Origin of the sequence: Citrobacter sp. S46_ASV_140, from assembly GCF_018919545.1 — a bacterium.
In the GTDB taxonomy this organism is placed as follows: domain Bacteria; phylum Pseudomonadota; class Gammaproteobacteria; order Enterobacterales; family Enterobacteriaceae; genus Citrobacter; species Citrobacter braakii.
On the sequence record NZ_JAHLRC010000047.1, the window covers coordinates 14,035 to 32,165 of the forward strand.

Sequence of the window (18,131 nt, forward strand, 5' to 3'; positions counted from 1 at the left end):
TAATTCCATTTCATTTATTGTTTATTTGTTTAGGTGAGTGCTAAGTTATTTATTAATTATATGTTTCAGAAATATCTTGTGAGATATTTCATTGAAAGAATGAGTTTTTTTGTCTTTTGTGTCAGAGACGAGGGTATTCGTAGTGTTGTCCGGTTTCGGACGACTAGCAAAGAATAATTGAACCTTTCCTTTGTGAAACCGCATAATCGTCCCCGCGAAACATAAAATGTTTTCTTTGCATTGATAATTGATGGATCAACTATATTACGTCCCTGAGGAGGGATGACAAATGCACACTTGGAAAAAGAAACTTGTAGTCTCACAATTAGCATTAGCCTGTACTTTGGCAATCACTTCTCAGGCGAATGCTTCTACTGATATTTCTGGGACGACGTACACAACGTTCACCCATTATAATGACGCATCACATGTTGATGACGTTTACTTCGATGGCTATGTCGGTTGGAACAATTACGGCACTGATAGTATTTATAACGGTGATATTTATCCGGTAATCAATAACGCTACTGTCAACGGCGTTATTTCTACTTATTATCTGGATGATGGACTGTCAACCAACGGCAATTATAACAGCCTGACGATTAAAAACAGTACCATTCACGGTATGGTGACATCCGAATGTATGACCACGGATTGTACTAACCGTACGGGTACCGACTATTACTACGATCGTCTGGCGATGAACGTCATCAACTCCACTATCGATGATAACTACGAACATTATACCTACAACGGTACCTATAATGACGTGGCTGATACGCACGTTGTCGACGTTTATAACCTGGGTACGGCTATCACTCTGGATCAAGAAGTTGATCTGTCTATCACCAACAACTCTCACGTTGCGGGTATTACCCTGACTCAAGGTTATGAGTGGGAAGATATTGACGATAATACCGTCATCACCGGCGTAAACAGCGGCGAAGTGTTTAACAACACTATCGCTGTTACCGACTCTACCCTGACCTCCGGTTCCTGGTCTGATGAAGGAAGATCCGGCTGGTTTGGTAACACCAGCAATGCGAGCGACTACAACGGTAACGGTTGGAACGCGAATGATATCGCATTGGCGGTTATTGCTCATCCCGATGCAGATAACGCGATGCAGACCACCGCCACGTTTGATAACGCTACGCTGATGGGCGATGTGCTGTTCTCCAGCAACTTTGATGAGAACTTCTTCCCGAACGGTGCTGATACTTACCGTGATACCGATGCCGATCTGGATACCAACGGCTGGGATGGTACTGACCGTCTGGATCTGACCCTGAACCACGGCAGCAAGTGGGTTGGTGCGGCAATGTCCGTCCATCAGGTTGACGTTGATGGTGATGGCGTTTACGAAAGCTATGCTGAGGGCACTGAAGCCACCGCTACGCTGATTGATATCGCTGCCAACAGCCTGTGGCCTTCTTCAACCTACGGTATCGATAGCGACACAACCTCTTATGACGAAAATGGTCATGTGGTTGGCAATACCGTTTATCAGAGCGGTCTGTTCAACGTGACGCTGAACGGCGCTTCCCAGTGGGATACCACCAAAACTTCTCTGATTGACACTCTGAGCATCAACAGCGGTTCCGTTGTCAACGTGGGTGATTCTGCGCTGGTTTCTGACTCCATCTCTCTGACCGGTGCTTCCGCACTGAACATCAATGAAGATGGTCGTGTTGCGACTAATACGCTGTCTATTGACAACAGTACCGTAACGATTGCTGATGATGTCTCTGCAGGCTGGAATGTGCTTAATGCCGCGCTGTATGCCAATACCATTAACGTCACCAACAACGGCGTTCTGGATGTGGGCAACAGCACCGGAAACGCGCTGCAGGTTGATACCCTGAATCTGACCAGCTACACCGACGCTTACAACCATGTTAATGCGGGTGTTTTCGACATCAACAGCGCTAACTATGTGTTGAATGCTGACCTGACCAACGATCGTACCAACGATACGCGCCAGGCTAACTACGGTTATGGCGTGATCGCGATGAACTCTGATGGTCATCTGACTATCAACGGTAACGGCGATTCCGACACCTCAGGCGATCAGTCTGAAGTTGATAACTACGGTGATCACGTAGCAGCGGCAACCGGTAACTATAAAGTTCGCATCGATAACGCCACTGGCGCAGGTTCTGTTGCTGATTACAACGGTAACGAGCTGATCTACGTTAACGACACGAACAGCACCGCAACCTTCTCTGCAGCCAACAAAGCAGACCTGGGTGCTTACACCTATCAGGCTCAGCAGCAGGGTAACACCGTTGTTCTGCAGCAGATGGAGCTGACCGACTACGCGAACATGGCGCTGAGCATTCCGTCTGCCAACACCAATATCTGGAACCTGGAACAAGACACCGTTGGTACTCGTCTGACTAACGCGCGTCATGGCCTGGTAGATAACGGTGGTGCATGGGTGAGCTACTTCGGCGGCAGCTTCGATGCGGATAACGGCAACATTAACTATGATCAGGATGTTAACGGCATCATGGTCGGTGTTGATTCCAAAATCGATGGTAACAACGCTAAGTGGATTGTCGGTGCTGCGGCAGGCTTCGCGAAAGGTGATATGAGTGATCGTACCGGTCAGGTAGATCAGGATAGCCAGACTGCCTATGTCTACTCTTCTGCTCGTTTTGCGAACAACATCTTTGTTGACAGTAACTTAAGCTACTCCCACTTCAACAACGATCTGTCTGCCAGCATGAGCAACGGTCAGTATGTTGATGGCAGCACCTCTTCTGATGCCTGGGGCTTTGGCTTGAAACTGGGTTATGACCTGAAGCTGGGTGACGCAGGTTACGTAACCCCTTACGGTAGCGTATCCGGTCTGTTCCAGTCTGGTGATGACTATAAGCTGAGCAACGACATGAAAGTTGACGGTCAGTCTTATGACAGCATGCGTTATGAACTTGGTGTAGATGCGGGTTATACCTTCGCCTACAGCGATGACCAGGCGTTGACCCCGTACTTCAAACTGGCCTACGTTTACGACGACTCTAACAACGATTCTGATGTAAACGGTGATTCTATCGACAACGGCGTAGAAGGTTCTGCGGTACGCGTTGGGCTGGGTACTCAGTTCAGCTTCACCAAGAACTTCAGCGCGTACACCGATGCTAATTACCTCGGTGGCGGTGATGTCGATCAAGACTGGTCTGCAAACGTTGGTGTTAAATATACCTGGTAACAACTTTCTCGCAGAGAAATAAAAGGTAATTTAATTTAGAATAATGCCCGTCACGGATTTGACGGGCATTTATTGCAAGGAATGCGCACATGCTATCTTCAAATAAACCTCTTCTTGAGTTTGGTAAGCTTGATAAATGTTTAGCGAAATATGGTAAACACTTTGAGTGTGAGAACGATAAAGAAATAATTTATTCCGGTGATATTAATAGTGATGATACTTTCGTTATTTTAAGTGGTGTTGTTTCCTTGCGTAGAGGGGAAAGCGTGCTGGTCGGGATTGCACAGGCACCTTTTATTATGGGCCTTTCTGATGGCGTGATGAAAACAGATGTACAATACAAATTAATAACCGAAAGTAATTGTACAGGATACCACCTGCCTGCTTCGCAAACGATAAATATAATTGAACAATGCCAGCTTTGGCGTGAAGCCTTTTGCTGGCTCGCATGGCAAAACTCCATGTTTGAGTTGCGCGATCTGCAACTGATCGGCAATAACTCCTACGATCAGATCCGTGCGACGCTGATATCCATGACGAAATGGGACGACGTACTGCGTTCGCGTATCGGCGTCATGAACTATATTCACCAACGCACACGAATTTCACGCTCAGTTGTCGCTGAGGTTCTCGCGGCATTGCGTAAAGGTGGTTACATTGAAATGAATAAAGGCAAACTGGTGAGCATTAACCGTTTGCCTTTTGAGTATTAAGTCAGGATGCAGGAATAACCTGCGGTTTGTTCCCGCTCAGCTCTGCAACCAGATCGTTGATACCGTCGCTCATATTGGTAAAGCGGGTTAGCGGAGAGCGGGTCACCACGATAAATGCCCCGACGTTTTGCTGCGGGATCATCGCCATATAGGTAATGAAGCCGCCGCCGCCACCAGTTTTTTGAATAATTCCTGGTCGCCCATTCTTCGGCGCCATATAGACCCAGCCCAAACCCAGCGCATCGGCTCTACCCGGAACATCCATCCCTATCACTTTGGTTAACTGCGTACGCTGATAAATCAGCGTCTGCATACGGTCGGCCTGCTGGCTACGATGGTAAAAATCAGATGAGAGATACTGCTGCATCCAGCGCATCATATCGCCGGGCGTTGAATAAACACCGCCGCTGCCCATCGCCGCCAGGGTATTGTTGCAAGGACTGGCGCCTTTTTCCGCGACCATCAGGCGTCTGCATTGATCGGGGGATGGGGTAAAGGTGGTGTCTTTCATCCCCAGCGGACGGGTAATTTTTTCTTCAAACAGCTGCGGATAAGGCTTTCCGGATGCGGTTCCTAGCGCATCGGCCAGCAGGTCAAACGCCAGGTTGGAATAAGAAGCCTGCGAGCCCGGTGCGGTTTTAAGCGTGGCGGTTGAGAGATAGCTCCAGCGCTGTTCACGGGTTGGCCAGACAAACACTGGGCGCTTCGCCGCACCGCCAGGCTGTTCGCGCGGCAGCGCGCTGGTATGCGTCGCCAGATTCACCAGCGTAATCGGCGTGCCCTGATAAGTTGGCACGCGCGCGCCAGGCGGCGCATATTTGCTCAATGGATCGTTGAGTTTAACCGTACCCTGATCGAGTAATTTCACCAGCATTTCGCTGGTCATTAATTTAGTAATAGAGGCAATTCGAATAACGGAATCCAACTGCGGATGGACGTTATTGCCAGGGCGTGTTTCGCCGAAGCTGCGAAATACGCGCTGGTTACCATCAATCACCACGAGCGCCATCCCCGTAGCACCGCTGCCGTAAAATATATGGTCGGCATAACGATCGACGATATCAGAGGCGAAGACCGGATCGGTTATAGGCTGTGCCGCCTGGACAGATGTCAATGACGCCGCACACAGCGCGGCAGAAAAAAGCAGACTACGTTTCAACGGTGGTGTCCATGAGTTAGAGAAAGTGAAAAAGGATGTCGTGCGTATGCGTATTTATACTACTCATCGGCGTATTGCAAAGCGCTTATCAGCCAATGATAGTGTGAAAAACGTAACGATGAGTAAACGCGAGCGTTTCCCGGATTACGGATGTTCGCTTTTGTGATCTCACGCTGTGATAATCTGCACTTGCTGGAACGTTGTCGAGTGTGAAAATCACAGAAACAATTCTTCATACCCGGGTGCGAACTAAGTGCCGCGGTTTTGGTCACACTTGTCGGTTTCAGCTTGTGTTTTTGGGCGTAAGCCGTCTGGCCGCCGCACTCCACGGTGGCAAATACACAGCAGTCGTCATAACGATAAGAAGTTAGCAGGAGAGCACTATGTTTAAGTCTTTTTTCCCAAAGCCGGGGCCGTTCTTTATTTCGGCATTTATTTGGGCACTGGTCGCCGTTGTATTCTGGCAAGGAGGTGGGGGAGCCTGGGTTGCGCATATTACCGGCGCGTCGGGAGACGTACCGATTAGCGCGGCCCGATTCTGGTCACTGGATTACCTGATTTTTTATGCGTATTACATCCTTTGTGTTGGTGTGTTCGCGCTGTTCTGGTTTATCTACAGCCCGCACCGCTGGCAGTACTGGTCCATACTGGGCACGTCGCTGATTATTTTCGTGACCTGGTTTCTGGTTGAAGTTGGCGTCGCCGTCAACGCCTGGTATGCGCCATTCTATGATCTGATTCAGTCCGCGTTGAGTGCGCCGCATAAGGTGAAGATTGAGCAGTTCTATCATGAAGTAGGCATCTTTCTTGGCATTGCGCTGATTGCCGTGGTCATTGGGGTGATGAACAACTTCTTCGTTAGCCACTATGTATTCCGCTGGCGTACCGCAATGAACGAACACTATATGGCGCACTGGCAGCATCTGCGTCATATTGAAGGCGCGGCGCAGCGTGTGCAGGAAGATACCATGCGTTTTGCCTCCACGCTTGAAAATATGGGGGTCAGCTTTATCAATGCGATTATGACGCTGATTGCCTTCTTACCTGTCCTGGTCACACTCTCAGCCCATGTGCCGGACCTGCCCATTGTTGGACATGTTCCTTATGGCCTGGTGATTGCCGCGATTGTCTGGTCGCTGATGGGAACCGGCTTGCTGGCGGTAGTCGGCATCAAACTTCCGGGGCTGGAGTTTAAAAACCAGCGCGTGGAAGCGGCCTACCGTAAAGAACTGGTTTACGGTGAAGATGACGCTAATCGTGCGACCCCGCCGACGGTGCGTGAACTGTTCCATGCGGTGCGCCAGAACTACTTCCGCCTCTATTTTCACTATATGTACTTCAATATCGCCCGCATTCTATACCTGCAGGTTGATAACGTTTTCGGCTTGTTCCTGCTGTTCCCGTCGATTGTTGCCGGTACGATTACGCTCGGCCTGATGACGCAAATCACCAACGTGTTTGGCCAGGTGCGCGGTTCGTTCCAGTATTTGATTAACTCCTGGACAACGTTAGTCGAACTGATGTCTATTTATAAGCGTCTGCGCAGCTTTGAACGTGAGCTTGATGGCCAGGATATTCAGGAAGTTACCCATACGCTTAGTTAATAAAAAAGGAGATGTTATGTCGACGGTTTCCCGTCTTTACCCCTTGTCCGGTCTGGCCGCTCTGGTGCTGGTGGGATGTAGTAGCCAACCCGCGCAGCCGCTAAAAAAAGGGGAGAAAGCCGTCGATGTGGCGAGCGTGGTGCGCCAGAAAATGCCCGCCAGCGTGAAAGACCGGGACGCATGGGCGCAGGATTTAGCGAAGACGTTTGAAAGCCAGAAGCTGGCGCCGACGGTTGAAAATATCTGTTCGGTGCTGGCGGTTGCGCAACAGGAGTCAAACTATCAGGCGGATCCGGCCGTTCCAAACTTAAGTAAAATCGCCTGGAAAGAGATCGACCGGCGCGCCGAGCGTATGCATATCCCGCAGTTTGTGGTGCATACCGCACTGAAGATTAACTCGCCAACGGGGAAAAGCTACAGCGAGCGTCTGGATACGGTGAAAACGGAAAAACAGCTTAGCGCCATTTTTGATGATTTTATCAATATGGTACCGATGGGGCAGACGCTGTTTGGTTCGCTTAATCCGGTACATACCGGTGGGCCAATGCAGGTCAGTATCGCGTTTGCCGAACAGCACGCCGATGGGTATCCGTGGAAAATGGCGGGAACAGTTCGTCAGGAAATGTTCAGCCGCCGCGGTGGGCTGTGGTTCGGTACGTATCATCTGCTTAACTACCCGGCGAATTACAGCGCGCCAATCTTCCGTTTCGCCGATTTCAATGCGGGATGGTATGCCAGCCGCAATGCAGCTTTCCAGAATGCGGTCAGTAAAGCCAGCGGAGTGAAGCTGGCGATGGATGGTGACTTGATTCTCTACGGCAGCAGCGAGCCGGGCAAAACCGAGCTGGCGGTACGTAAACTGGCCGGAAAGCTGGGGATGAGCGAGAGTGAGATCCACCGTCAACTGCAAAAAGGTGACAGCCTGGCCTTTGAGGATACCGCGCTGTACGAGAAGGTCTATAAGCTGGCGGAGGCGAAGACTGGGAAAGCGCTACCCCGTGAAATGCTGCCAGGCATTCAGCTGGAAAGCCCGAAGATTACACGTAATCTGACTACCGCGTGGTTTGCGAAACGCGTGGACGATCGTCGAGCGAAATGTATGGGTCAGTCATCATTATGATGACGGCGGCGCCAGCGCACGAATGCCGCGATGGCGCCAAGAATCAGACTTCCGGCAAGGAAAGGGACCAGCCCAAAAAGGGTACCGACGCCTAAGCCAATTTCAACTCGTGGGCGTCCTGTCTCTTGCATTTGCAACTGCATCAGCTGTTCATAGATGCCGGGAGCGTGGGCCAACAGATTTAAAACCTGCGCGCCTGCCCAAAAGCAAAACAGCACAAATACGGCATACGCAATGTTGCCGGGCAGGGAGGAGGTATCCCGATGCTTGCCCTTAAACAGGGATTTTGAGAGCGTAAAATCAGCCATAAAGACCTCCGGAAATAACCTGCTTTTTTTGACGTGATGCCTGGAACTGACAGTGAGTCTGACAGGTGATCGGCAATGTCAATATCAGAATGATGGTAATTTCAGGTAGAGATTATTCCTGGATCTCGGTTTTTTGCTGGTTGTCACAATTACGTAACCTTAAGTGAAATCAAGTTACATTTCAGAAATTCCGCACAGGCCACAGACGTCTATGAGGAAATGTGCGAGGATGCGCTTTCACGTTGTATTTCCACCGGAGCTGTTATGAACCTGCCTGTTAAAATCCGCCGAGACTGGCACTACTATGCCTTCGCTATTGGGCTTATCTTTATTCTGAACGGTGTGGTGGGCTTACTGGGTTTTGAAGCGCAGGGATGGCAGACCTATGCGGTGGGGTTGGTGACGTGGGTGATTAGCTTTTGGCTGGCCGGATTAATTATCCGTCGCCGCGTGGAAGATGAAGAAGAAGCAAAGGATGCCCAATAGCTATCGATCAGGCATCCAGGCGGGTTTACATACTGGTTTTCAACGCGCTATCCGCCGCATGACGTTCCAGCGCCAGTTCGATCAGGCGAGTGATCAAATCGGTATAGCCTAAGCCGCTCGCCTGCCACAATTTTGGATACATGCTGATGTTGGTAAAGCCCGGCAGCGTGTTGATCTCATTGATCACAACATCGTTCTCTGCGGTTAAGAAAACGTCCACGCGCGCCATACCGGCGCAGCCCAGCGCCTGATAAGCCTGAATAGCAATGTCGCGGATCTTATCGTTAACTTCCGGTGCGATCGCTGCCGGAACAACCACTTTGGCACCGTTATCGTCAATGTATTTGGTGTCGTAAGCGTAAAAATCACTGTTCAGCACGATCTCGCCACAGGTACTGGCCTGCGGTTGATCGTTGCCCAGCACCGCGCATTCGATCTCGCGGCCCTTGATCCCTTGTTCCACCACGACTTTATGGTCGAATTCAAATGCCAGCGTGACGGCCTGATCGTATTGCGCTTCGCTGGTCACTTTACTGACGCCAACGGATGAGCCCTGGTTGGCTGGTTTCACAAACAGCGGCAGGCCAAGGCGGGATTCCACCTCGGCAAAGCTGATGCGGTTGCGATTGGCACGGGTGAGCGTAATAAATGGCGCGATGTTTAATCCGGCATCGCGCAGTAGACGTTTGGTCACGTCTTTATCCATACAGGCCGCAGAACCCAGGACATCAGAACCGACGAACGGCAGATTCGCCACGCGCAGCATACCCTGCAGAGAGCCATCTTCACCCAACGTGCCGTGTACGATCGGGAAAATAACATCGACCGTTGGCAGTGGCTGACCGTTTTGCGCATCGATCAACTGGTGCTCTTGTTTACCCGGGACCTGAGCCAGGCTGGTCGCGGAAGGACGCAGCGCAATATGCGCTGGATCATCTGAATTGAGCAGATAGTTACTGGCATCGCTAATGTGCCATTGTCCTTGCTTATCAATACCTAACAGCACAACGTCAAAGCGAGTCTTGTCGATGGCATCGACAATATTTTTTGCCGATTGCAATGACACTTCATGTTCCGCTGATTTACCACCAAATACGATTCCTACCCGCAACTTTGCCATCTTAAAAACCCATTCCATGAATGCAAAGCACATACATTACCACGACAAAACGCAGGTTTCCTCGGCTTCTGGCAGATTGTTTTGGTGGGCAACAGAGGTACAGATAAGCGCAAACGCGCAGAACGGACGCGGAGCATAAACCCCTGCTGATATTGTGGGGTTGATGTGAGGTATATCACAAATATGATGAGCGGGAAGATAAAATCCTAAACTGTGATATATCGCACCTGTGGACCCTTATTTGGCTAAGTAATTTGTTAAGCTACTCACAGTTTTCAGCTACTTATCGTTATGAGTCCCTATGGAATCCTGGAGAGTCAACCTCATTTCCGTATGGTTCGGTTGCTTTTTCACCGGCCTGGCAATCAGCCAAATCCTGCCTTTTTTACCGCTCTATATCTCCCAACTGGGGGTAAGCTCCCATGAAGCACTCTCAATGTGGTCCGGCTTAACGTTTAGCGTCACCTTCCTGATTTCAGCCATAGTCTCTCCGATGTGGGGGAGTTTAGCCGACCGTAAAGGACGCAAGCTAATGCTGCTGCGGGCCTCTTTGGGTATGGCGATTGCGATTTTACTGCAGGCCTTTGCCACTAACGTCTGGCAGCTTTTTCTGCTGCGTGGGGTCATGGGGTTAACGTCTGGCTATATTCCCAATGCGATGGCGCTGGTAGCCTCACAGGTTCCGCGCGAACGCAGCGGGTGGGCGCTGAGTACGCTCTCGACGGCGCAAATTAGCGGCGTTATTGGCGGACCACTGATGGGGGGCTTTATTGCCGACCACGTTGGCTTACGGGCGGTATTCTGTATTACCGCGGCTTTGCTGGTAGTGAGTTTTTTGGTCACGCTGTTCTTAATCAAAGAAGGTGTGCGCCCGACAATCAAAAAAAGCGAACGCCTGAGCGGGAAGGCCGTCTTTGCCTCGCTGCCTTATCCGGCGCTGGTGATCAGCCTGTTTTTTACTACGATGGTGATCCAGTTGTGTAACGGCTCAATTGGGCCGATTCTGGCGCTGTTTATTAAATCAATGGTCCCAGACAGTTCTAATATTGCTTTTCTCAGCGGGCTGATTGCTTCGGTTCCGGGCATCTCGGCGCTGATTTCTGCGCCCCGGCTAGGTAAATTAGGCGATCGTATTGGGACCGAGCGGATTTTAATGGCAACGTTAATCTTCGCCGTCGTGTTGTTTTTCGCCATGTCATGGGTCACTACGCCGTTGCAGTTGGGGATCTTACGTTTTCTGCTCGGCTTTGCCGATGGCGCGATGTTGCCCGCGGTGCAGACGCTGCTGGTGAAATACTCCAGCGACCAGATAACCGGGCGCATTTTTGGTTATAACCAGTCATTTATGTATCTCGGCAACGTAGCCGGGCCATTAATGGGGGCAACGGTTTCGGCAATGGCGGGCTTTCGCTGGGTGTTTATTGCCACGGCGTGCATTGTGCTTATCAACATTTGGCAACTGGCTATCGCGTTGCGACGTCGGCGCTGCGCACGCTGAGTACCTGATTAACAACGCTGCCCGTCAGCGTTGTTAATCCATCATTATGCATTTATATATCCAGGTGATTATTAATCCCTTTATCCTTTTATATGGAGAAATTCTGCGCTAAGACTCCTTCTCCCTTATTTTGTGTTGTGATTGTTTTCGCAAAACGTTTTATTTCTTATGAAAATACAACTTTCATCCTCTAGGCAGTTGTGAGTCTTAATGATAACGTGGCCTATATTTGGTTAAGGGAATACGTAAATGAAAAATCTCGTTACTGAGTTGTTACTTAAGCTCGCCCAAAAAGAAGAAGAGTCGCAAGAACTGACGGCGCAGGTTGAAACGCTGGAGCAGGTAATCATCGAAATGCTGCGCAATATGACGTGTAACGATCGGCAAATATTTATTCGCCAAATTGAAGGGGCTTTGGCTGGAGAAGGCCGTATGCCTGCGTTTCTGACCAACGTTCATAACGCTGGCGAGAGTGTGCCAAAAGCGTTTTGAGTAATCCGTGGTGCGTCATCCACAAATTATCATAAAAGTGTCACATCAAATACTTATAGTCGCTTTGTTTTAATTTTACCGTATTTATACATGGAGAAAATAAAGTGAAACAAAGCGCACTCGCTATTGCCCTGTTACCTTTGCTGTTTACCCCGGTTATTAATGCAGAAACCTCTGCCATAGCGGTTATGGATAATCGTGCCGCTCAGGGTGATATCACCACGCCGGGCGGCGCCCGCCGATTGTCTGCCGATCAAACGGCGGCTCTGCGCGAATCTCTGAGCGATAAACCGGCCAAAAATATTATTTTATTGATTGGCGATGGGATGGGGGACTCAGAAATAACGGCCGCGCGAAATTATGCCGAAGGCGCAGGCGGCTTTTTTAAAGGAATTGATGCTTTACCGTTGACCGGACAATACACGCACTATGCGTTGGATAAGAAAACGGGTAAACCCGATTATGTGACGGATTCTGCGGCATCCGCGACGGCGTGGACCACCGGTGTGAAAACATATAATGGTGCGCTGGGCGTTGATATTCATGAAAAAGATCACGCCACAATTCTTGAAATGGCAAAAGCGGCGGGGCTGGCAACGGGCAACGTTTCTACCGCTGAATTGCAGGATGCTACCCCGGCGGCGCTGGTTGCCCATGTGACTTCGCGTAAGTGCTATGGCCCAGGCGTGACACGTGAAAAATGCCCAACCAATGCGCTGGAAAAAGGCGGTAAAGGGTCCATCACCGAACAATTACTGAATGCCCGGGCTGACGTTACGCTGGGCGGCGGGGCAAAAACGTTTGCGGAAACCGCTGCGGCAGGCGAGTGGCAGGGTAAAACGTTGCGTGAACAAGCCCTGGCCCGCGGTTATCAGATGGTGAGTGATACCGCGACGCTGGCGGCGATTACCGAAGCTAATCAGGATAAACCGCTGCTGGGCCTGTTCTCTGACGGCAATATGCCCGTGCGCTGGGAAGGTCCGAAAGCGTCTTATCATGGCAATCTGGATAAGCCGGTTGTGACCTGTACGCCAAATCCAAAGCGTGACGACAGCGTGCCAACGCTGGCGCAGATGACGGATAAAGCGATTGAGTTGTTAAGCAAAAATGAGAAAGGTTTCTTCCTGCAAGTGGAAGGGGCGTCAATCGATAAACAGGACCACGCCGCCAACCCGTGCGGACAGATTGGCGAAACGGTCGATCTGGACGAAGCGGTACAGCGCGCGCTTGCCTTTGCGAAGAAAGATGGCAACACCCTGGTGGTGGTAACCGCTGACCACGCACATGCCAGCCAGATTGTCGCGCCGGATACCAAAGCACCAGGCCTGACCCAGGCGCTGAACACCAAAGATGGCGCGGTCATGGTCATCAGCTACGGCAACTCTGAAGAGGAATCTCAGGAGCACACCGGCAGCCAATTGCGAATTGCAGCCTATGGCCCGCACGCGGCGAATGTGGTCGGCCTGACCGATCAAACCGACCTGTTTTACACCATGAAATCGGCGTTAGGACTGAAATAACCCGACGCCCGGCGGCAATACTTTTGCCGCCGGGTGGTATTTTTATCGTTAGCAGCCAAACTTACCTGTGTGTTGTCGTTCAGAAAAGAAGGATGCTATGAAAATTACATTATTAATGACGCTGCTTTTTGGTCTGATTTTTTTAACTACCGTCGGTGCTGCCGAGAAGACTTTAACCCCGCAACAACAGCGTATGACCACCTGCAATCAGCAGGCAACGGCGCAGACCTTAAAAGGGGATGCGCGTAAGACATATATGAGTGATTGCCTGAAAAACAGTAAATCTGCGCCGGAGGAAAAGAGCCTGACGCCGCAGCAGCAAAAAATGCGTGAATGTAACGTTAAGGCGACGGAGCAGTCTCTGAAAGGTGATGATCGTAATAAATTTATGAGCGCTTGCCTGAAGAAATCTGCGTAGCACTTACGGGTGAGCAGGTAAAATCGCTCACCCGAAATATCATACTTCCGCCACCAGACCCCTTCCTATAATTTGGGAAATTTGTTTCAGAATATTCCCAAATACAATGAATGATGAAAACTTTTATCAAAAGAAGGTCGTCCCGAATGAAGCATTTTTATCGCTTCATCAAAATGACCACCAACGTTCCGGTCTGCGATTCGCCCGACGAATCAGGCTGCCGCGAGCGGTGGGATTGGGGGGAATGTTTTTCCCTATCGCGTCGGTATTAGTTGCTCAGCCTATTACCGGTGGCTGGTGGCTATTACTGGTGGGATGGGCGTTTGTCTGGCCGCATTTGGCCTGGCAGTTGGCCAGCAAAGCCGACGATCCTCTGCATAGCGAATTTACCAACTTAAAAGCCGATGCCATTCTTGCCGGTATGTGGATAGGAATTATGGGCGTAAACCTGTTGCCATCCACGGCGCTGCTGATGATTATCTGCATCAACCTGATGGGCGCAGGCGGGATGCGAATATTCATCGCAGGCGCCGTTTTGATGATGGTTTCATGCCTGGTGACGTTACAGTTAACCGATATCTCCGTCGCTTTTAGCAGTACTCAACTTAGCGTGCTATTGACGCTGCCGGTACTGGTGATTTATCCGCTGCTGTTTGCCTGGGTCAGCTACCAGACGGTCATCAAGCTGGCGGAACATAAACGCCGTTTACAGGTGATGAGTACGCGAGATGGCATGACTGGGGTGTACAACCGCCGCCATTGGGAACTGTTACTGCGTAATGAATTTGATAATTGCCGCCGCTACCAGCGTGACGCCACGTTACTGATTATCGATATCGACCATTTTAAGAGCATCAATGATACCTGGGGTCATGACGTTGGGGACCAGGCGATTGTCGCGCTGACCCGCCAGTTGCAGATGACCTTACGCGGTAGCGACGTGATCGGGCGCTTTGGCGGTGATGAGTTTGCGGTGATTATGTGCGGCACGCCGGCAACCAGCGCGATTGCGGCGATGTCTCGTGTTCACGAACGACTTGGCCAACTGCGTTTATCCTGCGCGCCGCAGGTTGCTCTGCGGATCAGCGTGGGCGTTGCGCCGCTGACCGCAGAAACCGAGCATTATCGAGAATGGTTAAAGTCGGCGGATATGGCGCTCTACAAAGCAAAGAATTCCGGACGTAACCGCACTGAGGCGGCGGCCTGACGTCCGGCGGTGTTAACTCAGGAGCGGCTGAGTTTTTCCGACTGCTCCATGCACTTAATCATCGCTTCAATCACTGATGAACGAAAACCACGTTCTTCCAGGACGCGTACCGCTTCAATGGTGGTTCCGCCAGGCGAGCACACCATATCCTTCAGTTCTCCGGGATGTTTACCCGTATCCAGCACCATCTTTGCCGACCCCATTACTGCCTGCGCCGCGAATTTATAAGCTTGCGCGCGAGGCATGCCACCCTGCACGGCGGCGTCCGCCATCGCTTCAATAAACATAAAGACATAGGCCGGTGCTGAACCACTGACGCCAACGACCGGATGAATCATTGCCTCCGCAATGACTTCCGCTTCACCAAAGCAGCGGAAGATATTCAGCACGTCGGCGGTGTCTTCTGGCGTGACTAAGGCGTTTGGCGTGACGGAGGTCATTCCGGCATTCACCAGTGACGGCGTGTTTGGCATCGCGCGAATGATTTTACGATCATGGCCCAGCGCGCGGGCGAGCTGATCGAGGGTGACGCCAGCGGCAATCGAGACGACCAGGGAGTCTTTGTTCAGGCTGGAGGTAATTTCGCTCAGCACTTTAATCATGATGCCTGGTTTTACGGCCCCAAAAACGATGTCAGCGATTTGCGCGACCTCTTGCGCAGACTGCGCCGCATTAATACCGTACTGGTCGTGCAATGCAGCGACTTTATCGGGGGAAGGGGTGTAGACCCAGATTTGTCCGGGGAGAACCTGGCCGCTGGCGATCATGCCGCCAAGTATCGCTTTGCCCATATTACCGCAGCCGATAAAACCGATTTTCTTGTCCATTTTGTCACTCCCTATGCGTGATATTCATTGTTTTACCTGGGAAAGCTAAGCTTAGCGCGGATTGAATACGTGCAGAAGGATAAACAGCACTTTGCCTGCAAGTAAAAGCACGCGACAATGTGCAACTGCACATCAGTGGGGAGAAATTATGACAATATGGGTGGATGCCGATGCGTGTCCGAATGTGATTAAAGATATTTTGTACCGCGCTTCTGAACGCATGCAGATGCCGCTTATTTTGGTAGCCAACCAAAGTTTGCGCGTCCCGTCTTCGCGGTTTATCCGCACATTACGTGTTCCCGCCGGGTTTGACGTGGCGGATAACGAGATTGTACGTCAGTGTAGTGCCGGTGATTTAGTGATAACGGCGGATATCCCGCTGGCGGCAGAAGTCATTGAAAAAGGTGCGGCGGCGCTTAATCCGCGCGGTGAACGTTATACCGAAGCCACGATCCGTGAGCGTCTGATGATGCGTGATTTTATGGATACGCTACGCGCCAGCGGTATTCAGACCGGCGGGCCGGACAGCCTTTCACCACGAGACAGGCAGCATTTTGCTGCTGAGCTTGATAAGTGGTGGCTGGAAGTACAGCGCAGAAAATAAAACGTGTAATTTATTATTTACACTTTATTCATGGTGAATTCTTGTTATAGTAGGGGTTAATAGGTATCTCTACCCTGTATGTAATTTTTTCTTTACGTTTTGGCGATGTACTAGTTTGGTGATATGATTATATCTTTAACCGCATCAGATCCCGCTCGCTCGCGGCTCCCTGGGGAATTTCTGTAATGACGCAACCTCTTTATCTTGTCGGCCCCCGGGGGTGTGGTAAGACAACTACCGGTATGGCGCTGGCGAAGGCTATCGATTTCCAGTTTGTCGATACCGATCGCTGGTTGCAATCGCACGTGCAGATGACCGTGGCGGAGATCGTCGAAAGGGAAGGATGGGAAGGGTTTCGTGCCCAGGAGACGAGCGCTCTGCAGGCCGTCACAGCCCCGGCGACGGTTGTTGCGACCGGCGGCGGCATCATTCTTACCGAATTTAATCGTCATTACATGCGCAGCCACGGCGTGGTTATCTATTTAAGCGCACCGGTATCAGTACTGGTTGATCGTCTGGAGGCCACGCCTGAAGAAGGATTGCGCCCAACCTTAACCGGTAAGCCGTTGACTGAAGAGGTGCAGGAAGTGCTCGCCCAGCGCGATGTTCTGTACCGTGAAGCTGCGCACTACATCGTTGATGCCACCCATAAACCTGCGCAGGTGGTGGAAGACATTCTTGAGATACTGGCGCAGGCAGCGCCACGGTTACAGGGCGGTGTCTATACTTAATGTTCATCCAGTGAAAAGGAAGAACTATGCCGACAAAACCACCTTACCCACGTCAAGCGAACATTGTTACGGTTGAAAAGGGGACGCCAGGCCAGACGGTAACCTGGTATCAACTTCGAGCCGATCACCCTAAACCGAATACGTTGATCAGTGAGCATCCTTCTGCGCAGGAAGCCATGGATGCCAAAAAACGCTACGAAGACCCCGATAAAACCTGATATTAAGCACCGTCCTGGCACGAGTCTGAAAAGTGCCAGGACGGGCGTTCATCACATTTTCTTAAATTTCGCCGTATACCGTTAAAATTGAAAATTAAGCAATAACAATCCAGTACCGGAATGATTTGGAATCTTTACACAATACACCGCCGATCAACTGCTACGCTTTTGAGCATTTGTAGCGCAGGTCAGCGCCCGGCACTTGCCCGGGATTTCACAGCAAAGTAAGAAGATGGTGGAGCAACAAATGAGTGCGTCGTTGGCTATCCTCACGATTGGCGTGGTGCCGATGTGTGAGGTGTTACCGCTCCTGACGGAATATATCGATGAACAGCACATTACTCACCACAGTCTGCTTGGACAGATGCGGCGAGAAGATGTGATGGCTGAGTACGGCGTTTCGCCCGGTGACGAGCCTTTATTAACGCTGCTCAGCGACCACCAACTTGCGCATGTCTCACGCCAGAAGGTAGAGCGCTCGCTGCAAAGTATCGTGGAGGTGCTGGATAACCAGGGCTTTGACGTGATCCTGCTGATGAGTACCGCCTCAATCGCTCGCCTGACCGCCCGCAATAGCATTCTATTGGAGCCGTTACGTATTATCCCCCCGCTGGTGGCCTCGATTGTCGATGGGCATCAGGTCGGGGTTATTGTCCCCGTCACCGAATTGCTCAAAGCCCAGACGCAAAAATGGCAGGTGTTACAAACTCCACCAGTGTATGCCGTGGCGAATCCGATCGAAGGTAGCGAACAACAATTGATTGATGCCGGGAAAGAACTGCTGGAGCAAGGCGCGGATGTGATCATGCTGGATTGTCTGGGGTTCAATCAACGCCATCGCGATTTACTGCAAAAATCGCTGGATGTCCCGGTTCTTCTGTCTAATGTGTTG

General features: G+C 50.9%; 18 protein-coding genes. 14 read left to right on the plus strand and 4 right to left on the minus strand.

All coding sequences use genetic code 11. The features are described from left to right. Positions 1-289 precede the first annotated feature (289 nt). Both ehaB and iprA read left to right on the plus strand, forming a co-directional pair. Positions 290-3,214 (plus strand): autotransporter adhesin EhaB, encoded by a 2,925-nt coding sequence (gene ehaB, locus KQJ19_RS13465; protein ID WP_216403751.1) that lies wholly within the window; start codon positions 290-292, stop codon positions 3,212-3,214. A gap of 89 nt (positions 3,215-3,303) precedes the next feature. Continuing rightward, positions 3,304-3,927 carry a hydrogen peroxide resistance inhibitor IprA gene (gene iprA / locus KQJ19_RS13470; RefSeq protein ID WP_047497841.1) on the plus strand — a complete coding sequence of 208 codons (624 nt, stop codon included), beginning with the start codon at positions 3,304-3,306 and terminating at the stop codon, positions 3,925-3,927. Between the two features lies 1 nt (position 3,928). Here the strand turns inward: iprA and ampH are convergent, their stop codons facing one another. Then, positions 3,929-5,086, minus strand: a complete 1,158-nt coding sequence (gene ampH / locus KQJ19_RS13475; RefSeq protein WP_047497838.1) for a D-alanyl-D-alanine-carboxypeptidase/endopeptidase AmpH — start codon at positions 5,084-5,086, stop codon at positions 3,929-3,931. A gap of 383 nt (positions 5,087-5,469) precedes the next feature. Between ampH and sbmA the strand changes: the two genes are divergently transcribed. Together sbmA and KQJ19_RS13485 are read left to right on the plus strand one after the other, a co-directional pair. After that, complete coding sequence (gene sbmA / locus KQJ19_RS13480; protein ID WP_049282012.1) at positions 5,470-6,690, plus strand: peptide antibiotic transporter SbmA; 1,221 nt, start codon at positions 5,470-5,472, stop codon at positions 6,688-6,690. A 16-nt stretch (positions 6,691-6,706) separates the two neighbouring features. Beyond that, positions 6,707-7,810, plus strand: coding sequence for a DUF1615 domain-containing protein (locus KQJ19_RS13485; RefSeq protein ID WP_216403752.1), 1,104 nt, complete (start codon positions 6,707-6,709; stop codon positions 7,808-7,810). On the opposite strand, the gene KQJ19_RS13490 is transcribed toward KQJ19_RS13485, so the two are convergent. Then, complete coding sequence (locus KQJ19_RS13490) at positions 7,795-8,118, minus strand: DUF2755 family protein (RefSeq protein WP_016151998.1); 324 nt, start codon at positions 8,116-8,118, stop codon at positions 7,795-7,797. The two genes, KQJ19_RS13485 and KQJ19_RS13490, sit on opposite strands and share 16 nt — an antisense overlap. Before the next feature lie 264 nt (positions 8,119-8,382). Between KQJ19_RS13490 and KQJ19_RS13495 the strand changes: the two genes are divergently transcribed. Then, positions 8,383-8,604 carry a DUF2754 domain-containing protein gene (locus KQJ19_RS13495; protein ID WP_019076140.1) on the plus strand — a complete coding sequence of 74 codons (222 nt, stop codon included), beginning with the start codon at positions 8,383-8,385 and terminating at the stop codon, positions 8,602-8,604. A gap of 25 nt (positions 8,605-8,629) precedes the next feature. Here the strand turns inward: KQJ19_RS13495 and ddlA are convergent, their stop codons facing one another. Next, complete coding sequence (gene ddlA, locus KQJ19_RS13500) at positions 8,630-9,724, minus strand: D-alanine--D-alanine ligase (protein ID WP_047357706.1); 1,095 nt, start codon at positions 9,722-9,724, stop codon at positions 8,630-8,632. Between the two features lie 301 nt (positions 9,725-10,025). On the opposite strand from ddlA, the gene KQJ19_RS13505 reads away from it, so the two are divergent. The 5 genes from KQJ19_RS13505 to adrA all read left to right on the plus strand — a co-directional run bounded on the left by KQJ19_RS13505 (position 10,026) and on the right by adrA (position 14,859). Then, the gene (locus tag KQJ19_RS13505) at positions 10,026-11,222 is read left to right on the plus strand and encodes a multidrug efflux MFS transporter (protein ID WP_046275379.1); all 1,197 of its coding nucleotides are present in this window, start codon (positions 10,026-10,028) and stop codon (positions 11,220-11,222) included. Between the two features lie 249 nt (positions 11,223-11,471). Continuing rightward, positions 11,472-11,714, plus strand: coding sequence for a sigma-S stabilization anti-adapter protein IraP (locus KQJ19_RS13510; RefSeq protein WP_016152002.1), 243 nt, complete (start codon positions 11,472-11,474; stop codon positions 11,712-11,714). 104 nt (positions 11,715-11,818) lie between these two features. Further along, positions 11,819-13,234, plus strand: a complete 1,416-nt coding sequence (phoA, locus tag KQJ19_RS13515; RefSeq protein ID WP_200047355.1) for an alkaline phosphatase — start codon at positions 11,819-11,821, stop codon at positions 13,232-13,234. Between the two features lie 97 nt (positions 13,235-13,331). Then, positions 13,332-13,652 (plus strand): phosphate starvation-inducible protein PsiF, encoded by a 321-nt coding sequence (psiF, locus tag KQJ19_RS13520; RefSeq protein ID WP_003830956.1) that lies wholly within the window; start codon positions 13,332-13,334, stop codon positions 13,650-13,652. 91 nt (positions 13,653-13,743) lie between these two features. Beyond that, complete coding sequence (adrA, locus tag KQJ19_RS13525) at positions 13,744-14,859, plus strand: diguanylate cyclase AdrA (protein WP_088583121.1); 1,116 nt, start codon at positions 13,744-13,746, stop codon at positions 14,857-14,859. Between the two features lie 17 nt (positions 14,860-14,876). On the opposite strand, the gene proC is transcribed toward adrA, so the two are convergent. After that, on the minus strand, positions 14,877-15,686 hold the full coding sequence (gene proC / locus KQJ19_RS13530) for a pyrroline-5-carboxylate reductase (protein WP_016152005.1): 810 nt from the start codon (positions 15,684-15,686) through the stop codon (positions 14,877-14,879). A gap of 148 nt (positions 15,687-15,834) precedes the next feature. Between proC and KQJ19_RS13535 the strand changes: the two genes are divergently transcribed. The 4 genes from KQJ19_RS13535 to KQJ19_RS13550 form a co-directional block, all read left to right on the plus strand. Then, positions 15,835-16,290, plus strand: a complete 456-nt coding sequence (locus KQJ19_RS13535; protein ID WP_016155837.1) for a YaiI/YqxD family protein — start codon at positions 15,835-15,837, stop codon at positions 16,288-16,290. A gap of 185 nt (positions 16,291-16,475) precedes the next feature. Beyond that, positions 16,476-17,021, plus strand: a complete 546-nt coding sequence (aroL, locus tag KQJ19_RS13540; protein ID WP_016155838.1) for a shikimate kinase AroL — start codon at positions 16,476-16,478, stop codon at positions 17,019-17,021. A 26-nt stretch (positions 17,022-17,047) separates the two neighbouring features. Then, complete coding sequence (yaiA, locus tag KQJ19_RS13545) at positions 17,048-17,239, plus strand: protein YaiA (protein WP_016155839.1); 192 nt, start codon at positions 17,048-17,050, stop codon at positions 17,237-17,239. Between the two features lie 247 nt (positions 17,240-17,486). Further along, a partial coding sequence (locus KQJ19_RS13550) for an AroM family protein (RefSeq protein ID WP_216403754.1) occupies positions 17,487-18,131 on the plus strand: 645 nt, incomplete at its 3' end.